General features: G+C 56.5%; 18 protein-coding genes and 2 pseudogenes. 12 read left to right on the plus strand and 8 right to left on the minus strand.

The window, feature by feature from the left end; all coding sequences use genetic code 11:
• Nucleotides 1-180: 180 nt before the first annotated feature.
• The 3 genes and pseudogenes from M655_RS06175 to M655_RS06185 all read left to right on the plus strand — a co-directional run.
• Nucleotides 181-504 (plus strand): annotated as a pseudogene (locus M655_RS06175) (helix-turn-helix transcriptional regulator); the annotation flags it as partial.
• 134 nt (nucleotides 505-638) lie between these two features.
• A complete protein-coding gene (locus M655_RS06180; protein WP_026558145.1) occupies nucleotides 639-2,129 on the plus strand; it encodes an MDR family MFS transporter in 1,491 nt (496 codons plus the stop codon).
• A gap of 1,102 nt (nucleotides 2,130-3,231) precedes the next feature.
• Nucleotides 3,232-4,413, plus strand: a complete 1,182-nt coding sequence (locus tag M655_RS06185; RefSeq protein WP_025849053.1) for an MFS transporter — start codon at nucleotides 3,232-3,234, stop codon at nucleotides 4,411-4,413.
• A 150-nt stretch (nucleotides 4,414-4,563) separates the two neighbouring features.
• On the opposite strand, the gene M655_RS06190 is transcribed toward M655_RS06185, so the two are convergent.
• The gene (locus M655_RS06190) at nucleotides 4,564-5,532 is read right to left on the minus strand and encodes a helix-turn-helix transcriptional regulator (RefSeq protein WP_025849050.1); all 969 of its coding nucleotides are present in this window, start codon (nucleotides 5,530-5,532) and stop codon (nucleotides 4,564-4,566) included.
• 187 nt (nucleotides 5,533-5,719) lie between these two features.
• Between M655_RS06190 and M655_RS06195 the strand changes: the two genes are divergently transcribed.
• Nucleotides 5,720-6,595: an SDR family oxidoreductase gene (locus M655_RS06195; RefSeq protein WP_007783889.1), complete on the plus strand. Its 876-nt coding sequence runs from the start codon at nucleotides 5,720-5,722 to the stop codon at nucleotides 6,593-6,595.
• Between the two features lie 204 nt (nucleotides 6,596-6,799).
• Here M655_RS06195 and M655_RS06200 read toward each other — a convergent pair whose 3' ends face one another.
• The 4 genes from M655_RS06200 to M655_RS06215 are packed head-to-tail and all read right to left on the minus strand — an operon-like array spanning nucleotide 6,800 to nucleotide 11,999.
• Nucleotides 6,800-8,050 carry a benzoate/H(+) symporter BenE family transporter gene (locus M655_RS06200; protein ID WP_005827448.1) on the minus strand — a complete coding sequence of 417 codons (1,251 nt, stop codon included), beginning with the start codon at nucleotides 8,048-8,050 and terminating at the stop codon, nucleotides 6,800-6,802.
• Between the two features lie 45 nt (nucleotides 8,051-8,095).
• Entirely contained in the window at nucleotides 8,096-9,559 is a 1,464-nt protein-coding gene (locus M655_RS06205; RefSeq protein ID WP_007783886.1) for a sigma-54-dependent transcriptional regulator, read from the minus strand.
• Complete coding sequence (locus M655_RS06210) at nucleotides 9,528-10,841, minus strand: sensor histidine kinase (protein WP_007783883.1); 1,314 nt, start codon at nucleotides 10,839-10,841, stop codon at nucleotides 9,528-9,530. The genes M655_RS06205 and M655_RS06210 overlap by 32 nt, the downstream gene beginning before the upstream one ends.
• A 9-nt stretch (nucleotides 10,842-10,850) precedes the next feature.
• Entirely contained in the window at nucleotides 10,851-11,999 is a 1,149-nt protein-coding gene (locus M655_RS06215) for an iron-containing alcohol dehydrogenase (RefSeq protein WP_005827443.1), read from the minus strand.
• Between the two features lie 273 nt (nucleotides 12,000-12,272).
• Between M655_RS06215 and adhP the strand changes: the two genes are divergently transcribed.
• On the plus strand, nucleotides 12,273-13,286 hold the full coding sequence (gene adhP / locus M655_RS06220) for an alcohol dehydrogenase AdhP (protein WP_005827442.1): 1,014 nt from the start codon (nucleotides 12,273-12,275) through the stop codon (nucleotides 13,284-13,286).
• Between the two features lie 217 nt (nucleotides 13,287-13,503).
• Here the strand turns inward: adhP and M655_RS06225 are convergent, their stop codons facing one another.
• The gene (locus tag M655_RS06225) at nucleotides 13,504-14,082 is read right to left on the minus strand and encodes a hypothetical protein (protein ID WP_026558146.1); all 579 of its coding nucleotides are present in this window, start codon (nucleotides 14,080-14,082) and stop codon (nucleotides 13,504-13,506) included.
• A 218-nt stretch (nucleotides 14,083-14,300) separates the two neighbouring features.
• Here M655_RS06225 and M655_RS06230 point away from each other — a divergent pair, with 218 nt between their 5' ends.
• The 4 genes from M655_RS06230 (at nucleotide 14,301) to M655_RS06245 (ending at nucleotide 17,766) form a co-directional block, all read left to right on the plus strand.
• Nucleotides 14,301-14,615, plus strand: a complete 315-nt coding sequence (locus M655_RS06230) for a hypothetical protein (RefSeq protein ID WP_026558147.1) — start codon at nucleotides 14,301-14,303, stop codon at nucleotides 14,613-14,615.
• 108 nt (nucleotides 14,616-14,723) lie between these two features.
• Nucleotides 14,724-15,203 (plus strand): tripartite tricarboxylate transporter TctB family protein, encoded by a 480-nt coding sequence (locus tag M655_RS06235; protein WP_286085978.1) that lies wholly within the window; start codon nucleotides 14,724-14,726, stop codon nucleotides 15,201-15,203.
• Nucleotides 15,204-15,206: 3 nt separating this feature from the next.
• Nucleotides 15,207-16,733, plus strand: coding sequence for a tripartite tricarboxylate transporter permease (locus tag M655_RS06240; protein WP_081414774.1), 1,527 nt, complete (start codon nucleotides 15,207-15,209; stop codon nucleotides 16,731-16,733).
• 55 nt (nucleotides 16,734-16,788) lie between these two features.
• A complete protein-coding gene (locus M655_RS06245; protein ID WP_035423227.1) occupies nucleotides 16,789-17,766 on the plus strand; it encodes a tripartite tricarboxylate transporter substrate binding protein in 978 nt (325 codons plus the stop codon).
• A gap of 100 nt (nucleotides 17,767-17,866) precedes the next feature.
• Here the strand turns inward: M655_RS06245 and M655_RS06250 are convergent, their stop codons facing one another.
• Both M655_RS06250 and M655_RS06255 read right to left on the minus strand, forming a co-directional pair.
• A complete protein-coding gene (locus M655_RS06250; RefSeq protein WP_026558151.1) occupies nucleotides 17,867-18,400 on the minus strand; it encodes a hypothetical protein in 534 nt (177 codons plus the stop codon).
• A 466-nt stretch (nucleotides 18,401-18,866) separates the two neighbouring features.
• Complete coding sequence (locus M655_RS06255; RefSeq protein WP_026558152.1) at nucleotides 18,867-20,249, minus strand: sigma-54 interaction domain-containing protein; 1,383 nt, start codon at nucleotides 20,247-20,249, stop codon at nucleotides 18,867-18,869.
• 219 nt (nucleotides 20,250-20,468) lie between these two features.
• Here M655_RS06255 and M655_RS06260 point away from each other — a divergent pair, with 219 nt between their 5' ends.
• The 3 genes and pseudogenes from M655_RS06260 to M655_RS06270 all read left to right on the plus strand — a co-directional run.
• A complete protein-coding gene (locus M655_RS06260; protein ID WP_005827431.1) occupies nucleotides 20,469-21,566 on the plus strand; it encodes an aromatic ring-hydroxylating oxygenase subunit alpha in 1,098 nt (365 codons plus the stop codon).
• A complete protein-coding gene (locus M655_RS06265) occupies nucleotides 21,563-23,020 on the plus strand; it encodes an aldehyde dehydrogenase family protein (RefSeq protein WP_122952989.1) in 1,458 nt (485 codons plus the stop codon). The genes M655_RS06260 and M655_RS06265 overlap by 4 nt, the downstream gene beginning before the upstream one ends.
• 27 nt (nucleotides 23,021-23,047) lie before the next feature.
• Nucleotides 23,048-23,773: pseudogene (locus M655_RS06270) on the plus strand (ABC transporter ATP-binding protein); the annotation flags it as partial.
• Nucleotides 23,774-23,790 lie beyond the last annotated feature (17 nt).

Raw genomic sequence — 23,790 nt, forward strand, 5'->3', positions numbered from 1 at the left:
GCCGATCAGTCATCGGCGGTGTCGCAGCAGGCATCGGCATGACGATTTTGCCCAGGTCGGCGGTACGGCACATGGCTGAAAGCGGGCAAGTTCATCTGCATGCGGTGCCGAAGCCGTACCGGGACGTGACGACGGTTTTCATCCGCCGAAAAGACGCCGTCATCACGAGCACGATGCAGTCAACCTCTGCCACTTTCCCGTTTGGCCAGTCATGTTGCCTACAGCCAATACCATTTTGCGCGTATTTTCAAGGAAAGGATCGGCCTGTCTCCGCTGTACTACGTCTCCTCGATGCGCTTGCAGAAGGCGAAGGATTTGCTGCTGCGCACGAACATGAGCGTTCGCGATATCGGCCGGGAAATCGGGCAGCAGAGCCTTGGGACGTTTTCCAGCCGATTTGCCGAAAAAGTGGGCGTATCGCCGAGCGAATTTCGCGAGTCTGCACAGCGGGCTGACGACCAACTGCGCTCTTTGCGGTTGCTTTCCGACTGGAGGCAGTTTTATTGATCTTGGCATCATAGCAATCGAAAAGAAATCACAAGCTATGGGTCATGGTAGGATAGGATGGGTTACCGATTTAGAGAAGAGATGAAGTGAGTGCGCAAACTCGCAATTGGACGATCGAAAGGAGAAACCAAGTGGAAAATCATCAAGATGCAAAGCAGAGCGGAGGGACGTTCGGGAGCAGGAGCAACTTCCTCGTCGTCATGGTCATGATCCTCGGCGTTTTTGTAGCCATTCTCAACGAGACGCTCCTGAACGTGGCCTTGTCGAAAATTATGGATGACATCGGCATTTCTCCTAGCAAGGCGCAATGGCTGGCAACGGGCTATTTGCTGGTGATCGGCGTATTGATCCCGATTACCGCCTTTCTCATTCAACGGTTTACAACGCGGGCGTTGTTTTTGTCTGCGATGGGGCTGTTCGCGCTGGGGACGCTCGCGGCGGCGATTGCGCCGGGATTCGGCCTGCTTTTGGTCGGCAGGGTGCTGCAAGCTGCGGGAACGGGGCTGTTGTTCCCTTTGCTGACGAATGTGGTGCTGTCCGTCGTCGCGATTGAAAAACGCGGTTCCGCGATGGGAACGATCGGGATTGTCATTACGTTTGCACCGGCGATCGGACCGACGCTGTCCGGCATCGTCGTCGAACATTTCAGTTGGCGCGCGCTCTTTTACGGCGTATTGCCGATTGCTTTGTTCGTGATCGCTTTCGCCTATTTCCGACTGAAAAACGTGACGGAAACTTCTCGCCCGCGCGTAGACGTGCTTTCGCTGCTGCTGTCTACCTGTGGCTTCGGGGGCATCGTGTTTGGCTTCAGCAGCGCGGGAGAAGGTTCTGGCGGCTGGGGGAGCAACGAGGTGCTTTGGCCGATCGCCATCGGGGTTGTCGCCCTCATCCTGTTCACCTGGCGGCAGTTGCGCCTGGCCGAGCCGCTGCTTGATCTGCGCACTTTTACGTATAAAGTATTTCGGATGTCGACTGTCATCATGATGATCGTCATGATGGCGATGTTTTCCGCAATGATGCTGTTGCCGATCTTCCTCCAGAACGCACTGGGCTACAGCCCGTTTGAGGCAGGACTCGTCATGCTGCCGGGCGGGATCGTCATGGGGATCATGTCGCCGATTACCGGGCGCCTGTTCGACAAGTTCGGGGCCAAATGGCTGGCTGTCATCGGCCTGGCGCTCGTCGGCAACACGCTGTGGCAATTCGCTTTTATTACCTTGTCTACTTCGTATGCGACCATCATGATCTTGAACACGCTGTTGATGCTGGGCATCTCGATGCTGATGATGCCGGTCATGACCAACGCCTTGAACGAGCTGCCGCCGCAGCTTTATCCGCACGGCACCGCCATTATCAGCACGCTGCAGCAAGTGTCGGGAGCAGTCGGGACGGCTCTGCTGGTCACGATCATGACAAACGGCACCAGCCGTTACTTGGAGCAGGTCGGGGGAGCAGAAGCAGATGCCACCCAAAAGGTGCTCGCCATGATGGCAGGAATGAAAAGCGCATTCCTGCTCGCTTTCGCGCTTGTCGTGCTTGCCTGGCTCATTTCGTTGTTTATCAAGCGGGCGGTCCCGCCGAAAAAAGAAGGATGGGAAGGCCAGGGCGCGTCTGCGCATTGATCGTTTTTGCAGGTCAGAACAAGTGACGTTGTTCTGGCTTGTTTTTTTCCTCTCCACCTCAGTAATAGCCCCAAAGACCTTCGCTTGTTTCTCCTGTTTCCTCTGAGGGGCCGGGGAGCTTGGCTCGATTGGGTTTTTAAAAGAAAGGGAGTTGATCGTTGCTGTAGCGGAGGGAGGAAACAGGAGAAACCGCTCAAGGTGCTTGGGCCTCTAGCGAGGAAGCAGGACTGTCCGCCTGCGGGGAAAAAGGAAAACCGCGTCCAAAGTCGAGGATTCAGGGGAGTGTGTTCAAGGTGGCCGCTTAAAGGCGTGTTTTCCTTTTTCCCCTCCGGCTGGGTGGGAGTCCCAAAGACCTTCGCTTGTTTCTCCTGTTTCCTCTGTGGAGCTGGGGGCTTGGCTCGATTGGGTTTTTAAAAGAAAGGGAGTTGATCGTTGCTGTAGCGGAGAGGAAACAGGAGAAACCGCTCAAGGTCGGCCTTTGTTAAACTGACATGAAAAGCAAACGCCAGAGGGAAGTAGCGTCGATTTTTGTGCGATTTTTGCAAATGAACCAGACTGCATGATTCGTTTATGAAAAAGACACCAAGTACCCACGAATTTGCATTCTCAACCAAGCTTTTAAAGTTTTTTTAACCCCCGCCCACCCCCGCAAGCCCCTGACGAGGAAAGAGAAGAAATAAGCGAAAGCTCTTTGGGAACCCAACCGAGGTGGAGGGGAAAAAGCGAAACACGCTTTTAAGCGTCCACTCTGAGCTACATCCTCGAAAGGACCACTTTGGACGCGGTTTCGCTTTTTCCCCGGAGCCGGGCAGTGAAGCTTCCGCGCAGGGAGCCCAAGAAGCTACAGCGATTTCTCCTCTTTCCTCGCCACCACTATGGCCGCGATAAAGGGCTTTTAGTAACCACTTTCAACGATTCAAAATAACTAATAAACCCTGGCTAAACTTCTTCCCCCACATCAAAAAACTAATGACTTCCCACCCAAAGGGAAAAACTAGCTGCAAATCGTCGAACTTTTATTTGCGGGCAGGAAAAACGAACGACACGCGAAATGTTTACAAGGCGTGAATGCGCGCAAACGAAAAGAAAGCAGGGAAAACAAATGTCAGCACCTTACAAAAAAGTGTTTTGGGCAGCCGGCTTTGGCTGGATGTTCGACGCGATGGATGTTGCCCTTTTATCATTTATTATGGTTGCACTCAGGCAAGAATGGGGATTGTCTCCGGAAGAAGCCGGCCTCTTGGGGACCGGCAACCTCGTAGGCATGGCTATCGGGGCGATTGCAGGCGGCTACATGGCAGACCGGATCGGGCGAAAGCCAGTCTTTCTCCTCACACTCCTGCTGTTTGGCGCGGCCAGCTTCGCCAGCGCTTTTGCCACAGGCTTTCTCACCATGCTGCTCTTCCGCTTTTTGATGGGCTTGGGCCTGGGCGCAGAGCTGCCTGTTGCCTCCACGCTCGTCAACGAGTTCGCACCCCCGGAAAAACGCGGGAGTACCGTCGTGCTGCTGGAAAGCTTTTGGGCCGTTGGCTGGATCGCGGCAGCGGTGATCTCGTACTTCATCATCCCGGAGTACGGCTGGCGAGTGGCGGTCATCATCGGGGCCTTGCCGATTGTGTACGCGTGGTACGCGCGCAGGGCCATTCCCGAATCGCCCCAGTTCCAGCAGCGCGCCGAGCAGGTGCCGCTGCAGAAGCTGCTCACCTCGCACAAGCGGGAAACGATCGCCTTGTGGGCGGTCTGGTTCGCCATCGCCTTTTCCTACTACGGCATGTTTTTGTGGATGCCGTCCGTGCTCGTGGACAAAGGCTTTACGATGATTAAAAGTTTTCAGTACGTCCTCATTATGACCTTGGCGCAGTTGCCGGGCTACTTCGCCGCAGCGTACCTCGTGGAAAACTGGGGCCGCAAAAAGACGCTGGCAACCTTTTTGTTGATGACCGCCGTGATGGCGTTCGCCTTCGGGCAGAGCAGCGGGACGACCGAGCTGCTGGTCACAGGCGCGTTGCTCTCCTTTTTCAATCTCGGCGCTTGGGGCGCTTTGTACGCCTACACGCCGGAAAACTACCCGACGCCTCTGCGCGCGACAGGCTCTGGCGTCGCTTCCGGCATCGGGCGGATTGGCAGCATTATCGCGCCTTATCTCGTCGGCTACTATTCGGCCTTGCACTACAGCTATACATTCATTTTCAGCGTGTTTACGATCGTGCTGTTCGTCGGCACAACCGTCCTGCTCGTGTACGGAAAAGAAACGCGGCCGTCTGACGCCGCGAGCGTAAGCTAAGCGGCGGTCAGGCAAGCGGAAGGCCGAGCGAACAGGCAAGCGGAAGGCCGAGCGAACAGGCAAGCGGAAGGCCGAGCGAACAGGCAAGCGGTTAGTCGTTTGAACAGGCAAGCGGAAAGTCGCGCGATCAGTTAAGCGGTCAGCCAGACCTCAGTTGGCAAGGCCCCCGCCCCCATACAACCGCAAGATACCAGCAGCACTCGCTACGACTTCTGCCCGCAGCTCATCCGGCTGCAGCACTTCGAGCGCCGGACCGTATCCGAGCACCAAAATGCAGGCAGAGTCCAGCGTATGAAATTCCACCTCGGCTTCCAGCCAACCGTTTGTGGCAACGGATTGGATGGAAGCTATTTTTACGTAGCGCTCCTGTTTCAGCCGGGGCAGCGCCTCTTCGCGGACGCGAATGACAGCCGGATAGCGCGGAAGGCTTGCCTTGAACTGTTTCGTCGATTCTTCCCAATAGCTGGCGAGATCAAAGTTTTCAGGCCGGACGAAAGACTCCTCCAGCACCCGTGCCTCCGTAAACCGGGAGATCCGGTACGTGCGCATATCCGCGTCGACCTGCGCCACCAAATACCAGACGCTACGCTTGGCGACCAGTCCGAGTGGGTGCACGATTCGCTCGACAAGCGCGTCCTCCCGCTGGTAGCGGACCCAGAGCTTGCGGGCGAGCCAGACGGCGTCCTGGATGGTGGCGAGCAGGGGAAACGATTCATCTGACTCGTGCCAGCCAGCTCCGTCGATATGCAGCCGCTGCCGCACGTGCCAGGCGTCCTGCTGAACGCTCTGCGGCAAGGCGGACAGCAGCTTGAGAAAAGCTTGCTCGTACTCGTCCCGAAGCCCCAGGTCGTTCAACAGAGCGGACGGGGAGGATAGCATGAGCGATTGCAGTTCATCTGTTTTCAACCCGGTCAAATTGCTGCGATAGCCCTCCGCCAAAACCCATCCGCCAGCAGAGCCCCGTTCGGCGTAGACGGGCACGCCAGACGCGCTCAAGGCTTCCATGTCCCGATGGATCGTCCGCTCGGACACCTCCAGTTTTTCCGCCAGTTGCCTGGCTGTCATCCGGCCGTGATTTTGCAGGTGCAGCAAGATCGAGAGCAGTCGGTCAGCCCGCATGATAATCACTCCTCACCAAAAGATCGTTTGCTATGTCTGTTCATTTTACTTTACCCAATATGACAGACGATGTCATATATAAAACGCTACACTTGTTCCATGTGGTCAACCGACTGCCGGCATGCAGCGTAACATCGCGCGTCAGGCACTTATGCGTGGTGCGAAACGAAAAGGGAGGAATGCAAAGATGAAAGCATTGCAAGGAAAAGTCGCAGTAGTCGCAGGAGGAACGAGAGGGGCAGGGCGCGGGATTGCCGTCGGCTTGGGGGAAGCGGGCGCAACCGTGTATGTAACGGGACGCAGCGTGAGAGGCCAGCAGTCTGACTTGGGCCGGCCCGAGACGATTGAGGAGACGGCCGAGCTGGTGACGGCCAGCGGCGGAGTCGGCATTGCGGTCCGAGTCGATCATTCGCAGGAAGACGAAGTGAAAGCGCTGTTTGAACGGGTAAAAGCAGAGCAAAACGGCCAGCTCGACATTTTGGTGAACGACATCTGGGGCGGAGAGAAGTTGACTGTCTGGGGAAAAACGTTTTGGGAGCATTCTTTGGCAGATGGTTTGCTGATGCAGCAGCGCGCAGTCCACACGCATATGATTACGAGCTACTATGCCGCACCGCTCATGGTGGAGCGGAAAAAAGGGCTCATCATCGAGATCACGGACGGGGTCGACTATCGGTATCGCCAGCACTTGTACTACAGTCTGGCCAAAATTTCAGTGATCCATCTGGCTCAGGCGATGGCCGAGGACCTGCGTCCGCATGGCGTTACCGCTCTGGCGCTGACACCCGGGTTCTTGCGTTCAGAGGAGATGCTCGACTATTTTGGCGTGACGGAAGAGACGTGGAAAGAGGCGGTCAAAAAAGATCCGCATTTCATCGTGTCGGAAACTCCGCTGTATATCGGGCGGGCAGTCGCCGCGCTCGCCGCTGATCCCGCCATCGCCGAAAAAGCGGGGCAGGCACTGAGCACGTGGGGGCTTTCCGACGAGTATCCGTTTGTCGATCGGGACGGCAGCCGCCCGCATTGGGGAAACTACGCCCGCGAGCAAGGGCTGTATCGGTAACGGCACGGCAAAGACAGCGTTCATCACGCAGGCTCACGCGACGAAACGGCAGCAGCAAAAAAGCGGGTATCTCTCAAAGAGGACGCCCGCTTTTTAGTTTGCGAAAGAAAAATGTATTTATTTTTCCGATGGATCAAGAGCTGGAAAGGGGGCGTAGGCCAGATTTCCCATGTACAGGGAGACATTTCCTGCAAAGCAGCCCAACTAAGCCAACGGCCGCGCGTCCTTTTTCCGCCGCACGAACCACTTGCGCACGTTTCCATTCAAAATCAAATTCGTAATCACTCCCGCAATCAGCCCCCAGAAGGCGGCGCCGATCCCGCCGATGGAGATGCCCGATATCGTGACGAGGAAGGTGACGAGGGCGCATTCCCGTTCCTTGATATCGCTCATCGCTTGGGCGAGGCTCGAGCTGAGCGAAGCGAACAAAGCCAGTCCCGCAATGACGGCGATCAGCTCCTTCGGCAGCCCGAAAAAGACAGAGGTGATCGTAGCGCCAAACATGCCGAACACGAGGTAAAAGGCACCGCAGGCAATTCCCGCAATGTAGCGCTTCGACAGGTCCTGGTGCGCTTCTTTTCCCGTGCAGATGGCAGCCGTAATCGCAGCGAGGTTGATCCCATGCGAGCCAAACGGAGCGAGCAAGAGCGAAGCGATCCCGGTCGTGGCTACGAGCGGGCTTGCAGGCGTGTCGTAGCCGTCTGCCTTCAGGACGCCGATTCCCGGCGCGTTCTGCGAAGCCATCGTGACGATGCACAGCGGAATCCCCAGGCCGACAATCGCATCGAGCGAGAAGGTCGGCAGCGTGAACACGGGATTGACCAACGCCATCTGGACGGAATCGAGCTGCAGGCGCCCCATCGCGAAGGCGACGGCCAGCCCGACCAGGAGCGTGAGCACGACCGCGTAGCGCGGAGACCAGCGCTTGGCGAACAGGTAGCAAAAAATCATCGGCAAAGCCAGGGCAGGCAAATGTTGCATCGAAACGAACACATCGACGCCAAAGGACAACAGTATCCCGGCGAGCATCGCGGTCGTGATCGACTGCGGCACGTATTTCATCAAGATGGAAAACAAGCCGGAGACGCCGAGCAGGGTGATGACGGCGGCGGAAAACAGGTACGCCCCGATCGCATCGCTGTACGGATAGACGGTCAGGCTCGATACGAGCAGGACGGCACCAGGCGTCGACCATGCCGTAATGACTGGCGTTTTGAACCAGATGCTGAGAATAATCGCGGTCAGGCCGCTGCCGATCGAGATGGCCCATATCCAGGAGGACAGCTCGGCTTCGCTGAGGCCCGCGCCTTGCGCTGCCTGAAACACGATCAGAAGCGGCCCCGCATACGACACCATCGTAGCGATCAGGCCGACGATAACGGCAGAGAGCGAAAAATCAGCCGGGATGTTTTTGAGGTTGGCGATCAACCCAGATTGCTGTTTTTGGGGTACCACAACGTATTGCCTCCTAACAGGGGATCAGCGCAGGTCGGCGAGGCATTACCCCTTTTCATTGAGAATGTAGCGGATCGTCCGCTTGGTGATATTCAATTTCTTGCTCAACAACTGCCTGTCTCCTTTTGTCTCGCTCAGTCCTTTTTCGATGATCGCCCGCCCGATTTCCCCTTCCAGGAGCTTGATTCGTTTTTGCAAATATTCGAAGTCGACGCCTTCGATGGAAGGGATGTTGCGGGTGAGCGATTCCACGAAGCGCGCGCATTCCCGCTCGATCGCCTGCTCGATGCTGCCGGGCTGTGGCTGGTCTTCGGCGGGCTGCTCTCGCCCTTGCAGCTTCGGCTGCGCCGCTCTTTGCCGAAGCTGGGCCGGCAGATGCTCTGCGCGCAGCCGCTCGCATTCGTGCAGGGCGATGGTCTGGTTGAGCACGTTAAGCAGTTGTCTGACGTTGCCAGGCCAGTCGTAGCGCTGCAAAAGCTCCAGAGCGTCCGCCTCGATCTCGCACGGGGTGCCGCTGCGCTTTTGCAAATAGTAGTGGGCGATGGCCGGGATATCGCAAGTCCGCTCGCGCAGGGGAGGAATCGCCAGCTTGATTCCTTCCAGCCGATAGAGCAAATCGCTGCGAAAACGGTTCATTTCGACTTCGTGCTCCAGGTTGCGGTTCGTGGCCGAGATGAAGCGGATGTTGCTCTGGCCGACCTGTTCGCCTCCGACCCGCATGAACTCTCCCGTTTCCAGCGTGCGGAGCAGCTTGACCTGAATCGAGAGAGGGGCTTCACCGATCTCATCGAGAAACAGCGTGCCGTTGTGCGCAAGCTCAAACAAGCCTTTTCGCGACTTGATCGCCCCGGTAAAAGCGCCTTTTTCAAAGCCGAACAACTCGCTTTCCAACAGCGACTCCGGAACGGCACCGCAGTTGAAGGCGACGAACGGCTGCTGAGCGCGGTTGCTCGCTCCGTGGAGAAAACGGGCCATCAGCTCCTTGCCCGTGCCTGTTTCTCCTTCAATCAGGACGTGAATTGCTTTTTTTGCCAACTTTTTGGCAATGGCCGTCACTTGGGCCATCGGACTTTCTGCTGAATACACGATACCATATTGCGCGGCCTCTTGGGATAGGTCATCTTTTTGCTTCGCCGAGGCAGACAGAACAGAGTCGATGACATGCTCCAGGCTGTCCAGGTCGTCAAACGGCTTTTCCAAATAGTCTTTGGCGCCCCACTGCATGGCTGTGACCGCCGATTTGATCGTGCTGTAGCCCGTCATAATCAGCACCTCGCACGCGGGATGGGCCGCCTTGATCTCGCGCAAAAGCTCCAGGCCGTCGGCGTCCGGCAGCTTCAAATCGACGAGGGCGGCATGAAAGTGCTGGGAGGCGTCATGCAGCAGCCGCTCGACCTGTTTGCCTGTATTCGCCACGACGACCTCGCAGTTTTTGCGCTGGAGAAAATAGGTGAAAAAGGTGGTTACTTCTGTCTCATCATCGACAATCAAAATTCGTTTCGGCTCCATGGTTGTCCTCCTCTCTCTCAAGCAGCGGCAGCAGCAGCGTGAACTTGCTGTAGCCGTTCTCTTCGCTTTCCGCAAACAGCCTGCCGCCGTGCGCTTCCGCGATGCCGAGACTGACGGATAAGCCCAGTCCGGTTCCTTTTGTCCGTTCCTTTGTGGAAAAGAACGGCTGGAAGATTTGCGGCAGTTGCTCCTTCGGGATGCCTGTCCCGTTGTCGTAAACGGACAAGCCTACGTAGCGGACGCCAGCTTCTTCTGCGAGAAACGAGCGAATGACAATTTGCGGCGCTTCACTGTCTGCGAGCGCGTCTCTGGCGTTCAGCAGCAGATTGATGACGATTTGCTCGATTTGATGGCGGCTTCCGTGGAACAGCAGGCTCGGCACGTTCATTTCCCGGGTTATGGTCAGGCCGGAGACAGACAACTGGTAGCCGATCAGCCCGAGCACATCTTCCACGACCTCGTCGATGGAGACAGTCTCAAACAAATATTCCTCCTGCCGGGAAAAAGTCAGCAAGTTTTGGATGATCTTTTTGCAGCGCACCCCGCACTGGTAAATGTCCCGCATGAGCGGAGCGGTGGGGCCATCCGCCATGTCGCGCAGGAGCAACTGGGAATTGCCGAGAATCGCAGTCAGCGGGCTGTTCAGCTCGTGGGCGATTCCGGCCGCCATTTCCCCGATTGCGGCCATTTTCGCGGATTGGATCAGTTGCGCCTCGATCTTGATTTTTTCGTTCACATCCTGGAACAAGAGGCTGTTTTCCACGACGACGCCAACGTGTCTGGCGACCAGCTCGATCAGCTCTGTTTCCTCCTTGTCTGCCTGGCGCTTTTCCTGGTGCAGCAAGGTCAAAAAGCCGAACGTCTGGTTCAACTGGCTGCGCAGCGGAACGGACGTGGCAAAATGCTGCGGCAGCACCTCCGCCAGCTTTTGGTGGACCTGCTCGATAAACAGCGCCGGATCGGCAGCCGCGGGCTGGGTCAAGGTGCGGCATTGCCAGTCGGAGTCGGTCCAGATGCACAAGTAAGAAGCGGGCATGCCGCCTTTTACGATTGTCAGCGCAAAGTGCTCGAAGGCGAGAATTTGCGACAGTTGCGCGGCGAGATAGCTGCTGGTTTGCGGCCAGGTGGCGTTGATCTGGATTTGCGTCAGCTCGTTGATGACGGCGAGCTGGCGGTTTTTCTTTTTCATTTCTTCCACGAGATAGACAAGCTCGCTGTAGTAGCTTTTGCGCGAGGACGATATCCCGGTGAGCTTTTCCAATATCTCCTGTTTGTTTTGCATGGCGGCCTCCTATAATGCTTGGCGAAAAAGGGCAGCGACGTCCTGGACGCTCATGTCGCGCGGGTTGGTGGTCATGCAGACGTCGAGCAGGGCGAGCGAGCTTAATAGCTCGATTTGCTCCGGGTGCAGCCCGATGGCAGACAGCGAGTGGGGGACGTCGAGGTCGTTTGCCAGGTCCTTCACCGCTTTCAGCGCGAGGCGGGAAGCGTCATGGGTGCTCAGGCCCGAAGTGTTCTCGCCCAGGCATTCGGCGATTTGCCTGTATTTTTCCGGGGCGGCAATGTAGTTGTATTCGAGTACGTGAGGCAAAAGGATCGCATTCACTTCCCCGTGCGGCGCGTCGAGAAAGCCGCCCAGTTGATGGGACATGGCGTGTACGGCTCCGAGGATGGCGTTGGAAAAAGCAATACCCGCCTGCAAGCTCGCCATGGCCATCGCCTGCTTGGCGCAAGCGTTGTACTGGCTGGCGGCAGATGGGCGCAAATGCTGGGCGATAAGCCGCATCGCCTGCAGCGAGTGTACCTCGGTGAGCGGTGTCGCGGCGAGGGAAATATACGATTCGATGGCATGCGTCAGGACGTCCATGCCTGTATTGGCGGTGAGCTGTCGGTCTTTGGTCATCAACGTTTGCGGGTCGATGATGGCGATATCGGGAATGAGCGATTTGGAGACGATCGTCATTTTTACTTTTCGCTCGCTGTCGACAATAATGGAAAACTGCGATACTTCCGAGCCGGAGCCAGCAGTGGTCGGCACCATGACCATGGGCGGGAGCGGATGCAGGATGCGATCGACGCCTTCGTACTGGACGATGCTGCCTTCGTTGGTGGCAAGCAGGGCGATGGCTTTGGCCGCATCAATGGCGCTGCCGCCGCCAACGCCGAGAATCGCGTTGCACTCGCCCGCGCGGTAAGCGGCGATTCCGGCGTGAATCTCGTAATCTTTGGGATTGGCTGTCACGTTTGTCCATAGATGATAATCGAGGTGTTGCTGCTGCAAGTAGTGGATGATCCGCTCGACCCAGCCTGCCTTCACGACACCGGGGTCGCTGACAAGAAAGACACGGGAGGCACCCAATCTGCGAAGACTTTCCCCGACTTGGCCGATGGACTGGTTTCCGAAGATGATCTCCGGTGTCATGAACTTGGATATTTGCATGCTTTTACCCCCTTTTTCCGCTATGTAGTAATACCGCAGACAGGGGAGAATCCCCTTTTTTGGCCAAAAGCTTGGCTGGCTGGCCGAATTTTTGGCTGAGTGGGCCGAAAAAACGGCCAGTCCGAGTGCGAATTTCCGCGACATATCGCGAAAAACCGCGAAATGTAAAGCGCTTACAGTTTGGCATGCTGCTTGCAATGATAAAGGGACGTAAGCGGATTACCGTCGAACAGGCATACATAATGCCCAGGGGGAAAGAGGAGGATGGTCCAAATGAAAGCAGCAGTGGTCAACGAGTTCCATCAAAAGCTGGAAGTGAAGGAAGTAGCGGTCCCAGAGGTCGGCTACGGCGAGGTTTTGGTGAAAATCAAGACGTGCGGCGTCTGCCATACTGACTTGCATGCGGCGCACGGAGACTGGCCAGTCAAGCCAAAACTGCCGCTGATTCCGGGACACGAAGGCGTAGGCGTGGTTGAAAAGCTCGGCGAAGGCGTCACGTCGCTCAAGCTGGGCGATCGCGTAGGTATCCCGTGGCTGTTCTCGGCGTGCGGCGAATGCGACTACTGCCTCACAGGCTGGGAGACGCTGTGCCTGCAGCAGCTCAATGGCGGCTACTCCGCAGATGGAGCTTACGCAGAGTATTGCGTAGCGCCGGCAGCTTATGTCGCGCGCATTCCGGATGAGCTGGGCGACGTAGAGGCAGCGCCGATTTTGTGCGCAGGAGTCACTACTTACAAAGCACTGAAGGTCGCGAACGTGAAGCCGGGCGAATGGGTAGCGATTTACGGCATCGGCGGACTGGGCCACGTAGCGTTGCAATATGCAAAGGCGATGGGCTACAACGTCGTCGCGGTAGATATTCACCAGGAAAAACTGGACTTGGCAAAAGAACTAGGGGCTGACCTGACCGTCAACGGCAGCGAGGTTGATCCTGTGCAGGCGATTCAGGAGCAGATCGGCGGCGTACACGGCGCGATCAGCGTGGCTGTGACGAAAAAAGCGTTTGAACAGGCGTACAAGTCCGTTCGCCGCGGCGGCTCGCTCGTCGTAGTCGGCTTGCCGAATGCGGAGTTGCCAATCCCGATTTTCGATACAGTGCTCAACGGCGTAACCGTCAAAGGCTCGATCGTCGGAACGCGCAAAGACATGCAGGAAGCGCTCGACTTCGCCGCGCGCGGCAAAGTCCGCGCCATCATCGAAACCCAGCCACTCGATAAAATCAACGAGGTGCTGGAGCGCTTGGAAAAAGGCCAAGTCAATGGCCGCGTCGTTTTGACAATGGAATAATCGCATAAGGGAAGAGGGGGGAGCTGCTGCTCGCCAGTCGTTTTCATTGACTGGCGGGTGGCAGTTTTTTTGTGGAAGCCCATCAGCGTGAAGGGGAGCAAAAATCGCAGTGACTAGAGACGGTTGCTCAGACTCGTCTATTTGTGAACTCCCTCCGAAGCTCTATCTACTATGAGAGTAACGTCAACGAATAGCGCATTTACAATGTCGAGGAACTTTAGACACTCAAAAAGTCGGTTTCGCTAGAAGCGTAACCGACTTTTTGGCAGTTAATTTGAAGCTTTTCTTGTACGAAGGCATCGAATGATTGCGGCGCAGATACTTTTACCGCCTCGCCATCAGCCGCTTCTTGTTCCACTAGCTTCCATCTTAATTTTGCCGTGTCATCTTTCTGATAAGTAAACTTTTTATTCTCACCATTTTGCTTCTTCAAAAGGACAACTGCTTCATCCAGGCTATTTTTAATGTAAATCGCCGGGGCAAAATCTCCTTTCTCAATCTCGTTCGTTTGGAAGATGGTTTCGCCCATGGGCAATCGTAAAAAGGTATAGTCATCTGTCGACATCTCTTCTGGTCGGTCAAGACTATCTGCTCGAAAAAGTTGGTAGTCGCTGTCATCAAAACGAAATACTGCTGCCGCTCTATCATAAGCAACTTCAAGTTTTTCCTCAATGTGCTTTTCTAAATAGCTTCTATATTCGGCTACATTACTCTTGCTTGCAAGAACAGATGCGCCAGGAATGGATACAGCGGCAACGAGTAAACAACTAAACATGATTTTCGCTTGCTTTTGCATAAACACTGCTCCTTTTTGGAGATTCTATCGCAAAATTTCCATGTTTTTCTATTTTGTATAGGATCAAATTTTTATCTAAGTCGGATGAAATTGCAAAGAAAAAGTTAACCCCATCCATGAAAACAGGTCGATCTGGCTTCTCTTTCGCAAAATGTTTATTATAATTAGATGTAAGTAATTATATTTAGATATATATAGTATGGGGGTGCGAAAGAGTCATGGTAACCGCACAAGAGCAAACAGAAAAGCTGTGGCTGGTCGCCAAGCGGATGGAGCCGCATCTGGCCCGGAGGCAGGCGAAGATGGACAAGCTGTTGAACATGCTCCTGGTGCACGAGCTTGTCAGCCACGGCGGCGAAACCGGCCAAAACGCCGCGCCGCTAAAGGGGGCCATACAGACAAGGCCGGACCGCAGCGACCTGCTCACTCACGAAGAACAGGAGCAACTATGGAAAGAACTGTGCAGCAAGGAAAGCTACGAAGCAAAAGTCGCGCAGGCCATCATCCATATGAGTGACCAAATCAAATGGTAATCCGACGCCATTGCCGTCTTCGCAAAGACTGGTATTGGCATTTTTTTTTGCCCGCACACAATAGGCGAATGTGCCATAGGTTATGGTAGCTTTTCAGGAGCTGAGGTGGTGCTTGTGAGACGCCCGCACAACCGGGCTGATTGGATCGGCGCGTTGTTTTGCATGGCGATTGGCGTCATGATTTCGCTGGAGGCGTATCGGTTACAAGCTTATGCGCAGTCCTTGTACGTAGGAGACCATACGCTGCCTGCGATACTCGGGTTTTTGTTCGTCATGCTCGGGGGCGTGCTTTTGGTACAGTCTTATCCCGGCAAAGCGCACGCTGCGCCGCCGCGTCAGGCAGTTGCGCCGGGAGACGAAAGACCGCGCGTTTTGTTTGCATGGTTGAGTCTTCTACTCTACGCGTGGCTGATTGGCGCGATGGGTTATTTGCTTGCTACGGCGCTTGCTTCCGTTGCCTTTTTTATGTTGATCGGCTTTTATCGATTGTACGTCGCTGTTTTCTACTCGCTTCTGTTGACTGGCGCTATGTACGCGGTGTTTATTTTGTGGCTGCAAATGCCTTTCTCTGGCGGGGATTTGTGGTAGGAGGTGCTGACCATCGATACGCTGCAGCTTTTGCTGGCCGGATTTGCGACTGCGTTTAGCCTGGAAAATCTGCTCATGGCAGCGCTCGGGGCTTTGATTGGCACCTTTGTAGGGGTGCTGCCGGGGCTGGGGCCAACTTCGGCGATCGCGATCTTGCTGCCGGTGACGACCGTGCTGGAGCCGACCCAGGGCATGATTATGCTGGCTGGCATTTATTACGGGGCGATGTATGGCGGCTCTACGACGGCGATTCTGCTCAATATACCGGGCGAGCTGTCGTCCGTTCCTACTTGTCTGGATGGTTACCCGCTGGCCCAGCAAGGGAAGGGCGGGCCAGCGCTCGGCATCTCGGCCATCGCGTCGTTTGTCGCCGGGGTAGTCGGCGTGATCGGGCTGGTGTTTTTCGCGCCGTTGCTCGCCGATCAGGCATTGAAGTTCGGGCCGCCTGAATATTTTGCGCTGATGCTGCTCGCGCTCACCTTGATGGTCAGCCTGTCGGGCGGCTCGCTGTTGAAATCGTTTTTGATGGGGGCGTTCGGCTATGCGCTGTCATTGGTCGGCCTGGGGCCATCGTCCGGCATGCCGCGCTTTGACTACGGCATCTCGTCGCTCGTGGGCGGCTTGGACATGATTAGCATCATCATCGGGCTGTTTGCCATTACCGAGGTGCTCAAGGGCATCGCGGAAAAGCGCAAGGCGACCGTAATTGGCAAGCCTGGTAGCGTTTATCCGCAAAAGGCGGACATGAAAAAAAGCGCCGCGCCGATGCTTAGAGGCGGGCTTGTCGGGTTTTTCCTCGGGCTGCTTCCAGGCTGCTCGGCGGCGATTACGGCTTTTTTGGCTTACGATCTGGAGAAAAAAGTTTCCCGCCAGCCGGAGAAATTCGGAACCGGAGCGATCGAAGGTGTGGCAGCGCCGGAAGCGGCCAACAACGCGACCAGCAGCGCGGGCTTCATCCCGTTGTTTTCGCTCGGCATCCCGTCTTCTCCGCCGCTCGCGATCTTGCTCGCAGGTCTGATGATTTACGGCCTGACGCCTGGCCCGGTGTTGTTTGCGCAGCATGCCGACTTCGTCTGGACGGTGATCGCCTCCATGTTCATCGGCAACATGATGCTTTTGGTGCTGAATTTGCCGATGGTCTGGCTCTGGGTGAAACTGACCCGGGTTCCGTTTGGCATCATGGCCCCAGTCATTTTGATGCTGTGCACGATCGGGGCGTACAGCGTGCGCAACAGCATGTTTGACGTCTGGATTGCCTTTTTGTTCGGCGGACTTGGCTACCTGTTTGTGAAGTATAAATGGCCTGTCGTGCCGCTGATTTTGTGCTTCATTCTCGGGCCGCTGCTGGAGGAATCGTTCATCCAGACGATGGCGATGGGAAGCGGCTCGCTCGGTATCGTGCTGTCCCGCCCTTTGTCGCTGTCGATTTTGCTTGCGGCCGCGGTACTGTTGATCGTATCCCTTGTGCTGAACAGGCGAACCCGCCAGCGGTTGCGGGAGGAGCAGAAAAAAGGCGTGGACGTAGCCTAGTGTAGAGACGGGAGGAAAAGTAGTGAAAGGATACAAACATTGGGTGTCGGTCACGATGTCTTTTTTGCTGGCGGCAACCGTGAGCGCCTGCGCGACCGGGCAGTCCGTCCAGGGCGAAACGGCTGCGGCCTATCCGACCCGGCAAATCGAGTACATCGTGCCGTATTCAGCCGGAGGCGGCGTCGATCTCGTCGCGAGAGCCACCGCTGACTATTTGAGCAAGGAATGGGGCCAGCCGATCGTCGTGGTCAACAAGGCGGGCGGCGGCGGTGCCGTGGGAGCCGAATTTGCCTTGAAGCAGGCGAAAAACGACGGCTACACGGCACTGGCGGTCAACGTGTCGAATACGACGATGCTGGCCGCTGGCATGAAAAATCCCCCGATTCAAAACGAAGACCAGATTTATACAGCGCGGATCGGCAAAGGGACGCTCGCCTTTGCCGTCAAAGCCGACGCGCCGTGGCAAGACTTCGCCGCTTTTTCCCAGTGGGTCAGGGAAAACCCGGAAGAGCTGACCTGGACTTCGGTGGGACCCGCGGGCTTTTCCGCATTCGGCGTGGCCCAGTGGCTGGATGCCATCGGCGCGGATTTTTCCAAGACGAGGATGATCGTGACCAAAGGCGCTTCCGATTCCGTCCCCAAAGTAGCGGGCGGCCACGCGGTATTGGCTGTGCACACAGTCGGCGAGATCATGCCGATGCTTGCGGCGGGCAAGGTGAAAATTCTCGCGGTTGCCGGAGAGGAGCGCAGCCCGTTTTTGCCTGATGTCCCTACCGCGCAGGAGCAGGGCATCGACGGCCTGACGGTGTTCTGGTGGACCGGAGTGTCGTTTGCCAAAGGCACGCCTGATGCCGTCATCCAAAAGTGGGAAGAAGGCATCGCCAAAATGACGAGCGACCCGGCCTATTTGCAAAAGCTCGGCGAGATACAGGTCGAGCCTGCTTATGCGGATCGCCAGCAGTTCACGCAGGACACGGAGAAGGAGACGGGCGTGTACACCGAGCTGGCGACGAAAAAAGGCATCCGCAAATAAACAGGGGCGGGGTCCGGATGAGGAGTCCGCACGAGCAGTTCGCGCGCAAAACCCCGGAAAAGGGCACACCGCTCTTTTTCCGGGGTTTTTGGTGCACGGTTCATTTGGCTGGCTGCTGGCAGATGTCGCTGATCGCATCGAAAAGGGACAAGTACCAGGCATAGCGCTGCTCGGGAATAGGCAGCAGATGGCGGATGTTCAAAGGCAATCCGTAATCAAGCTCGGCGATATCTCCATGCGCTTCCGAAACGGGAGCAGTCCCCCAGCAATTGTACACGCGCAAGGAAGTAGATCCGTCCTCTGCCTGATAGCCGGAAGCGAAGACGACGTATTCCACGCCACGTTCAAACCGGTAATGGCAGCTTCCGGGAGCGGACAACGTGCGGCGCTCCGGGAGCTTGTCCCCTTTCCACGTTTTCGTGACCGCGAAAATCACCTCTTCATCCTCGCCGTTTTGGCGGATGTCCGTGACGACGCCCTGAAAGACAGCTTCTGTTTTTTCCAACCGCTTCGTCGCACTCTGTTCTCCGCAGGAGCAGGCTTGGGCGGAAGGGGTAGGATAGACGAGGAAGCCGAGCAGGATGAATGCCAAAACAGCCGCTACGCATTTGCGTAACCATTTGTGGATGTGCATGTTGGAATCACCTCATCGAAGAGACGGGCGAAGGGGTGGAAAAGTTACCATATTATAGGAAGGGTGATGATGCTCGTTTGGGGCGTAGCAGGGCGCTTACGGGTAAAAGGAAGGGATAGGAGACGGGAGGAGACGGGAGGAGACAGGTGGAGACAGAGACAGGAATTGTCGTTTTGTGATTTTTTGGCAGGCGAGTTCGGAGGGACGAATTTGTCGTCGGCATGAGCGGGCGGGGGGCAGGATTCGCTCGCAAGTAGCCAGCAGCAATGTGCATCATTGCCGTAAAAGTTGGGAGCGGGGAGGCAAGGGGCCAGGTATTCAGCAAGAAAGGGAAGGAGTGCTCGGAGTCTGTCAGCTCTCCAGCCGGAAAACGAAGGGACGTCCCCAACCAGCTTCCCAACCAGAAAACAAGGATCGCCGAAACCAGCCCCTCTGCCAACTAGCAAGTAACCCCCTCCCCTTGAACCTATTCCAACTCACCCAAATCCCGACAATACTTCTGAATCAGCTTCGTCGCTTTCGTCTGGCTCACGCCCAGGTCAGCGGCGACTTTGCGGGTTGTGCGGTGCTTTTGGCACGAGCGCCGGACCATCTGTTTTTCCACCTCCGCCAGCGCTGCGTCGAGCGTCTGGGGCAGCGGAGGACTTCCGGCCGAAGACAAAGGCAGATGATTCCGGTTATGCTGATGAATAATGTCCGGCAAATCGGCCGGGGTGATGATCGACTCTGTCGTGACTACGAGCCGCTCGATCATGTTTTCCAGTTGGCGCACATTGCCCGGCCAGGAATAGCTGCTCAAAGCTTGCAGCGTCTCCTGGGAAATCAGTCGGTCCACGCCGTATTTTTTGTTGCAGCGGTTGATGAAATAATAGGTGAGGGGTACGATGTCTTCAGGGCGCTCGCGCAGCGGCGGGATTTTCAGGTCGATCACGTTGAGCCTGTAGTACAGGTCCTCGCGAAACTGCTTGTTTTCCACCATCTTGGACAAGTCCCGGTTGGTCGCGGACAAAATGCGAATGTCCACCTGCTTGTACTCGGTGCCGCCGACAGGCAAAAAGCGGTGCTCCTGAATCACCTGCAGCAGCTTGGCCTGGATTTTCAGCGGCAGTTCGCCGATCTCGTCCAAAAAGATCGTGCCGTTGTTCGCCGCCTCGATCAGCCCGATCTTGCCGCTTTTGCTCGCTCCGGTAAACGCGCCTTGCGAATAGCCGAACAATTCTGACTCCAGCAGCTCCTCCGGGATCGCAGCGCAGTTGATCGTCAAAAACGGCCCGTTTTTGCGGCGGCTCATCTGGTGAATGAAAGCGGCGAACGCGCCTTTTCCCGTGCCGGACTCGCCTTGCAAAAGAATCGTCGAGTCGACCAGGGCGATTTTGTGGCAAAAGGTGAGCAAGTCCTTCATCTTCTGGCTGTTCGTGATGATGTTGTTAGGCAGTTGGTTTTGGTCGGCGGGTTCCTGATCGGTGTGCATGATTTTCTTGAAGTTCTGCTCATGGGCGGTAATGACGACGAGCTCGATCTCCTTCGTCCGGTTCAGGATGGGGACGGCTGTCGTGACAAGCTCGCCGCCGTAGTAGGTCGTCTGCTTGATGGTGACGGGCTTCTTTTCCTGCATGACGATCGGGATGATCGAGGGCGTCCAGTAGCCTTGCTTGAACAGCTCCTCGTTGCGCTTGCCGATGACCTCCGAGCGCTTGAGCCCGTAGTGCTGGGCGCATATTTTGTTCATGAAGACGATCCGTGTCTCGCCGTCGACCACGTAAATTTCATCGGTGGAATGGTCGAGGATTTTTTCCAAAATATCCGTGCTCATTTCAATGATGAAGCCATTTTCCGACTCTTTGAACATGGGAACCTCCGCGCGTGCAGCCGTTTTTCCCATCATACCACGCGTGAGTGCAAATCGGTTCGAAATGAACCTGAATAAACTCAATTTTCCTAATAATTTTACTATTATCACCGTGATAACCGTGGTTTTCGCATGTGGCATCGTTTTTGCAAAAAGGAGGGGCAAGACCGTAACCAATAATGATGCCGCATGGTGCGAAAACGAAAGGGGTCATGGCAGATGTCTATCCAAGAAGCAAAGGTTGGTTTCACTACCCGCGAGGTGAAAACGCTTCCTTACCGTCTATACACCGATCCGGAGGTGCTTCGCGCAGAGCAGGAAAAGATTTTTGCCCGCTCGTGGCAGTTTGTCGGGCATATCAGTCAGGTCGAAAATCCCGGCGACTTTTTTACCTGTGACGTGGCAGGTGAGCCGATCCTTGTCGTGCGAGGGCGGGAAGGTACGCTGCGCGCATTTTACAACGTCTGTCCGCACCGCGCGACGAAGCTGGAGAAAAACGCCGAGGGCAACAAGAAAATTTTGCAATGCGGCTACCACGGGTGGACGTTCCAGCTCGACGGTTCGCTGAACAAGGCGCCGAACTTTAAAAACGGCGAGCAACTGTGCGCAGCAGAAGCCTGTCTGCGCCAGGTGAGGCTGGAGGTGCAAGCGTCGCTGATTTTCGTCAACCTCGATGATGACGCGGTTCCGCTGGCGGCTTCCTACGGCGACTTTTTCGCTGATCTGGCGGCGTTTCCGTTTTTGGGCGAGTTGAAAAAATACAGCGTCAACACGCGGGTCATCAAATCGAACTGGAAAGCGTTCATCGACAACTACCTGGAATGCGACCATTGCCCGATTGCCCATCCCGGCTTTACCGCTACGCTCGATTTGACGAAGTACCAGATCATCCAGTGTGAAAATTACTCCGTGCAAGGGACGGTCGTCAAGCCGGATAAGCAACTCGGCTCGGTTGAACTGAATAAGGCGGAGATGCAGGGCGGCCGTTTTTACTGGCTGTGGCCGAACCTGATGCTGACGATCTATCCGGGGCCGGGCAACATGTCGCTGATCCAGATGGTGCCGATCGACCACGAGACGACATTGGGCGTGTACACGTATTTGTTCCGCCATGACGAGTTGACGCAGGAAGAAAAAGATTTGATGGCGTTTACCGAGCAGGTGCGGGTCGAGGACGTGGAGCTGGTTGAGCTGGAGCAGATCGGCTTCAAGTCCCGCGCCTTCCAGAAAGGGAAGTTTTCCGCAACCGAGCACGCCGTCCTGCAGTTCCACGAGATGGTGCTGAAGACGTTGGGGATCGAAGAGGCGCAAGCATGAAAAGAGGGGAGGGACCAGCGATGCACACGATGCAAAAAAGCTTGTTCATCAACGGCGAGTGGGTAAAAGCGGGGCAGTACACGGAGCTGCGCTCTCCGTATTCCGGGGAAGCGCTCGCCGAGATTCCGGCGGCAAACGAAGAAGAGACAAAGCAGGCAATCGCGGCTGCCTACGCGGCAAAAGCCATCATGGCGAAAATGCCGGCGCATCGCCGCGCTGCGATTCTCGAAAGCCTGGTGAGCCTGCTTCGCGAACGCAGCGAGGAGGCGGCCACGATCATCGCGCAGGAGGCGGCGAAACCGATTGCGGTAGCGAGAGGCGAAGTCGCGCGCACGATTGAAACGTACAAGTTCGCCGCCGAAGAGGCCAAGCGCATTCACGGAGAGACGTTGCCGCTCGACGCCGCTCCCGGCGGGGAAGGCCGGCTCGCCTATACGCTGCGCGAACCGATTGGCGTAATTGGCGCGATTACCCCGTTTAATTTTCCGATGAATCTCGTCGCGCACAAGGTCGGGCCTGCCATCGCAGCGGGCAACACGATCGTGCTCAAGCCCGCCTCGCAGACGCCGCTGTCCGCCTTTTTCATCGCAGAGCTGTTGGCAGAAGCGGGCTTGCCTGCCGGGGCATTGAATGTCGTGACGGGGAGCGGCCGCGTCGTCGGCGATCTGATCGTCACGGACGAGCGGGTCAACATGGTGACGTTTACAGGCAGTCCGGGTGTCGGCATTGGCATCCGCAACCGGGCAGGCTTGAAGCGGACGACACTGGAGCTTGGCTCCAACTCCGCCGTCATCATCGACAAAGGCGTCGAGCTTGAGCCGCTGATTGCCCGCTGCATCACCGGAGCGTTTTCGTTTCAGGGGCAGGTGTGCATCTCGTTGCAGCGCGTGTACGCGCATGCGGAGGTGTACGACGCGTTCGTGGAAAAATTCGTCGCAGCCGCAAAGGCGCTGCGGTTAGGCAGCCCGCTCGACGAGACGACAGACATCTCCGCCCTGATTTCCCCGGGTGACGTGCAGCGGACGCTGGACTGGATTGACGAGGCGCGACGGGCGGGAGCGACGGTGGCCGCAGGCGGCAGGGCAGAGGGCAACATCCTGCAGCCGACCGTGATTCTCGATGCCGGGCCTTCGCTCAAAGTCTCCTGCCAGGAAGTGTTTGCCCCAATTGTTTTGGTGAACCGGGTGAACTCGGTCGAGGAAGCGATTGAGCGCGTGAACGATTCCCGGTTCGGGCTGCAGGCAGGCATTTATACGGAAAACGTGCACACAGCGCTCGACGCCGCAGAGAAACTGCATGTCGGGGGCGTGCTGATTAACGACATCCCGACCTTCCGCGTGGACCACATGCCGTACGGCGGCGTCAAAGAAAGCGGAACGGGCCGGGAAGGGATCAAATACGCGATCGAAGAAATGACGGAGTTGAAGCTGGTGATCTGGAACCGGCGGCAATGATCTATTTCATGACGAGGAGAGATGCGGATGATTTGCTTTGACAAGGTCACGAAGACGATCAATGGCGCGCCGATTATCAAAAGCCTGGACCTGTACATCGGCGCGGGCGAGCTGTTTGTGCTGATCGGGCCGAGCGGCTGCGGCAAGACGACCACGATGAAAATGATTAACCGCCTGATCGAGCCGACATCAGGAAAAATTACCATCAACGGCGAAGACATCGCGAAAAAAGATCCGGTTATGCTCAGGCGGGGCATCGGCTACGTCATCCAGCAGATCGGCCTGTTCCCGCACATGACCATCGCGCAAAACGTCGCCCTGGTCCCGAAGCTGAACAAGACCGATCCGGCCGTCTACGAGAAACGGGTAGATGAGCTGCTCGCTCTGGTCGGACTGGAGCCGAAAAAATACAAGGACAGGTACCCGGCCGAACTGAGCGGCGGACAGCAGCAGCGCGTCGGGGTGATTCGGGCGATGGCGGCAGACCCGCCGATCATTTTGATGGATGAGCCGTTTTCCGCCCTGGACCCGATCAGCAGAGAGCAACTCCAGGATGAGTTTGTCCGTCTGCAAAAGACGATTCATAAAACCATCGTCTTCGTCACGCACGACATGGATGAAGCGATCAAAATTGCCGACCGCATTTGCCTGATGAACGACGGGGCTGTCGTGCAAATCGACACGCCGGACCGCCTGTTGCAGCACCCGGCCAACGATTTTGTCGCGGATTTTATCGGCGTCAAGCGGCTCAAACGGCCGAGCGAAAAGTT

Origin of the sequence: Brevibacillus sp. NSP2.1 (assembly GCF_000470975.2) — a bacterium.
Taxonomy (GTDB): Bacteria; Bacillota; Bacilli; order Brevibacillales; family Brevibacillaceae; genus Brevibacillus; species Brevibacillus agri.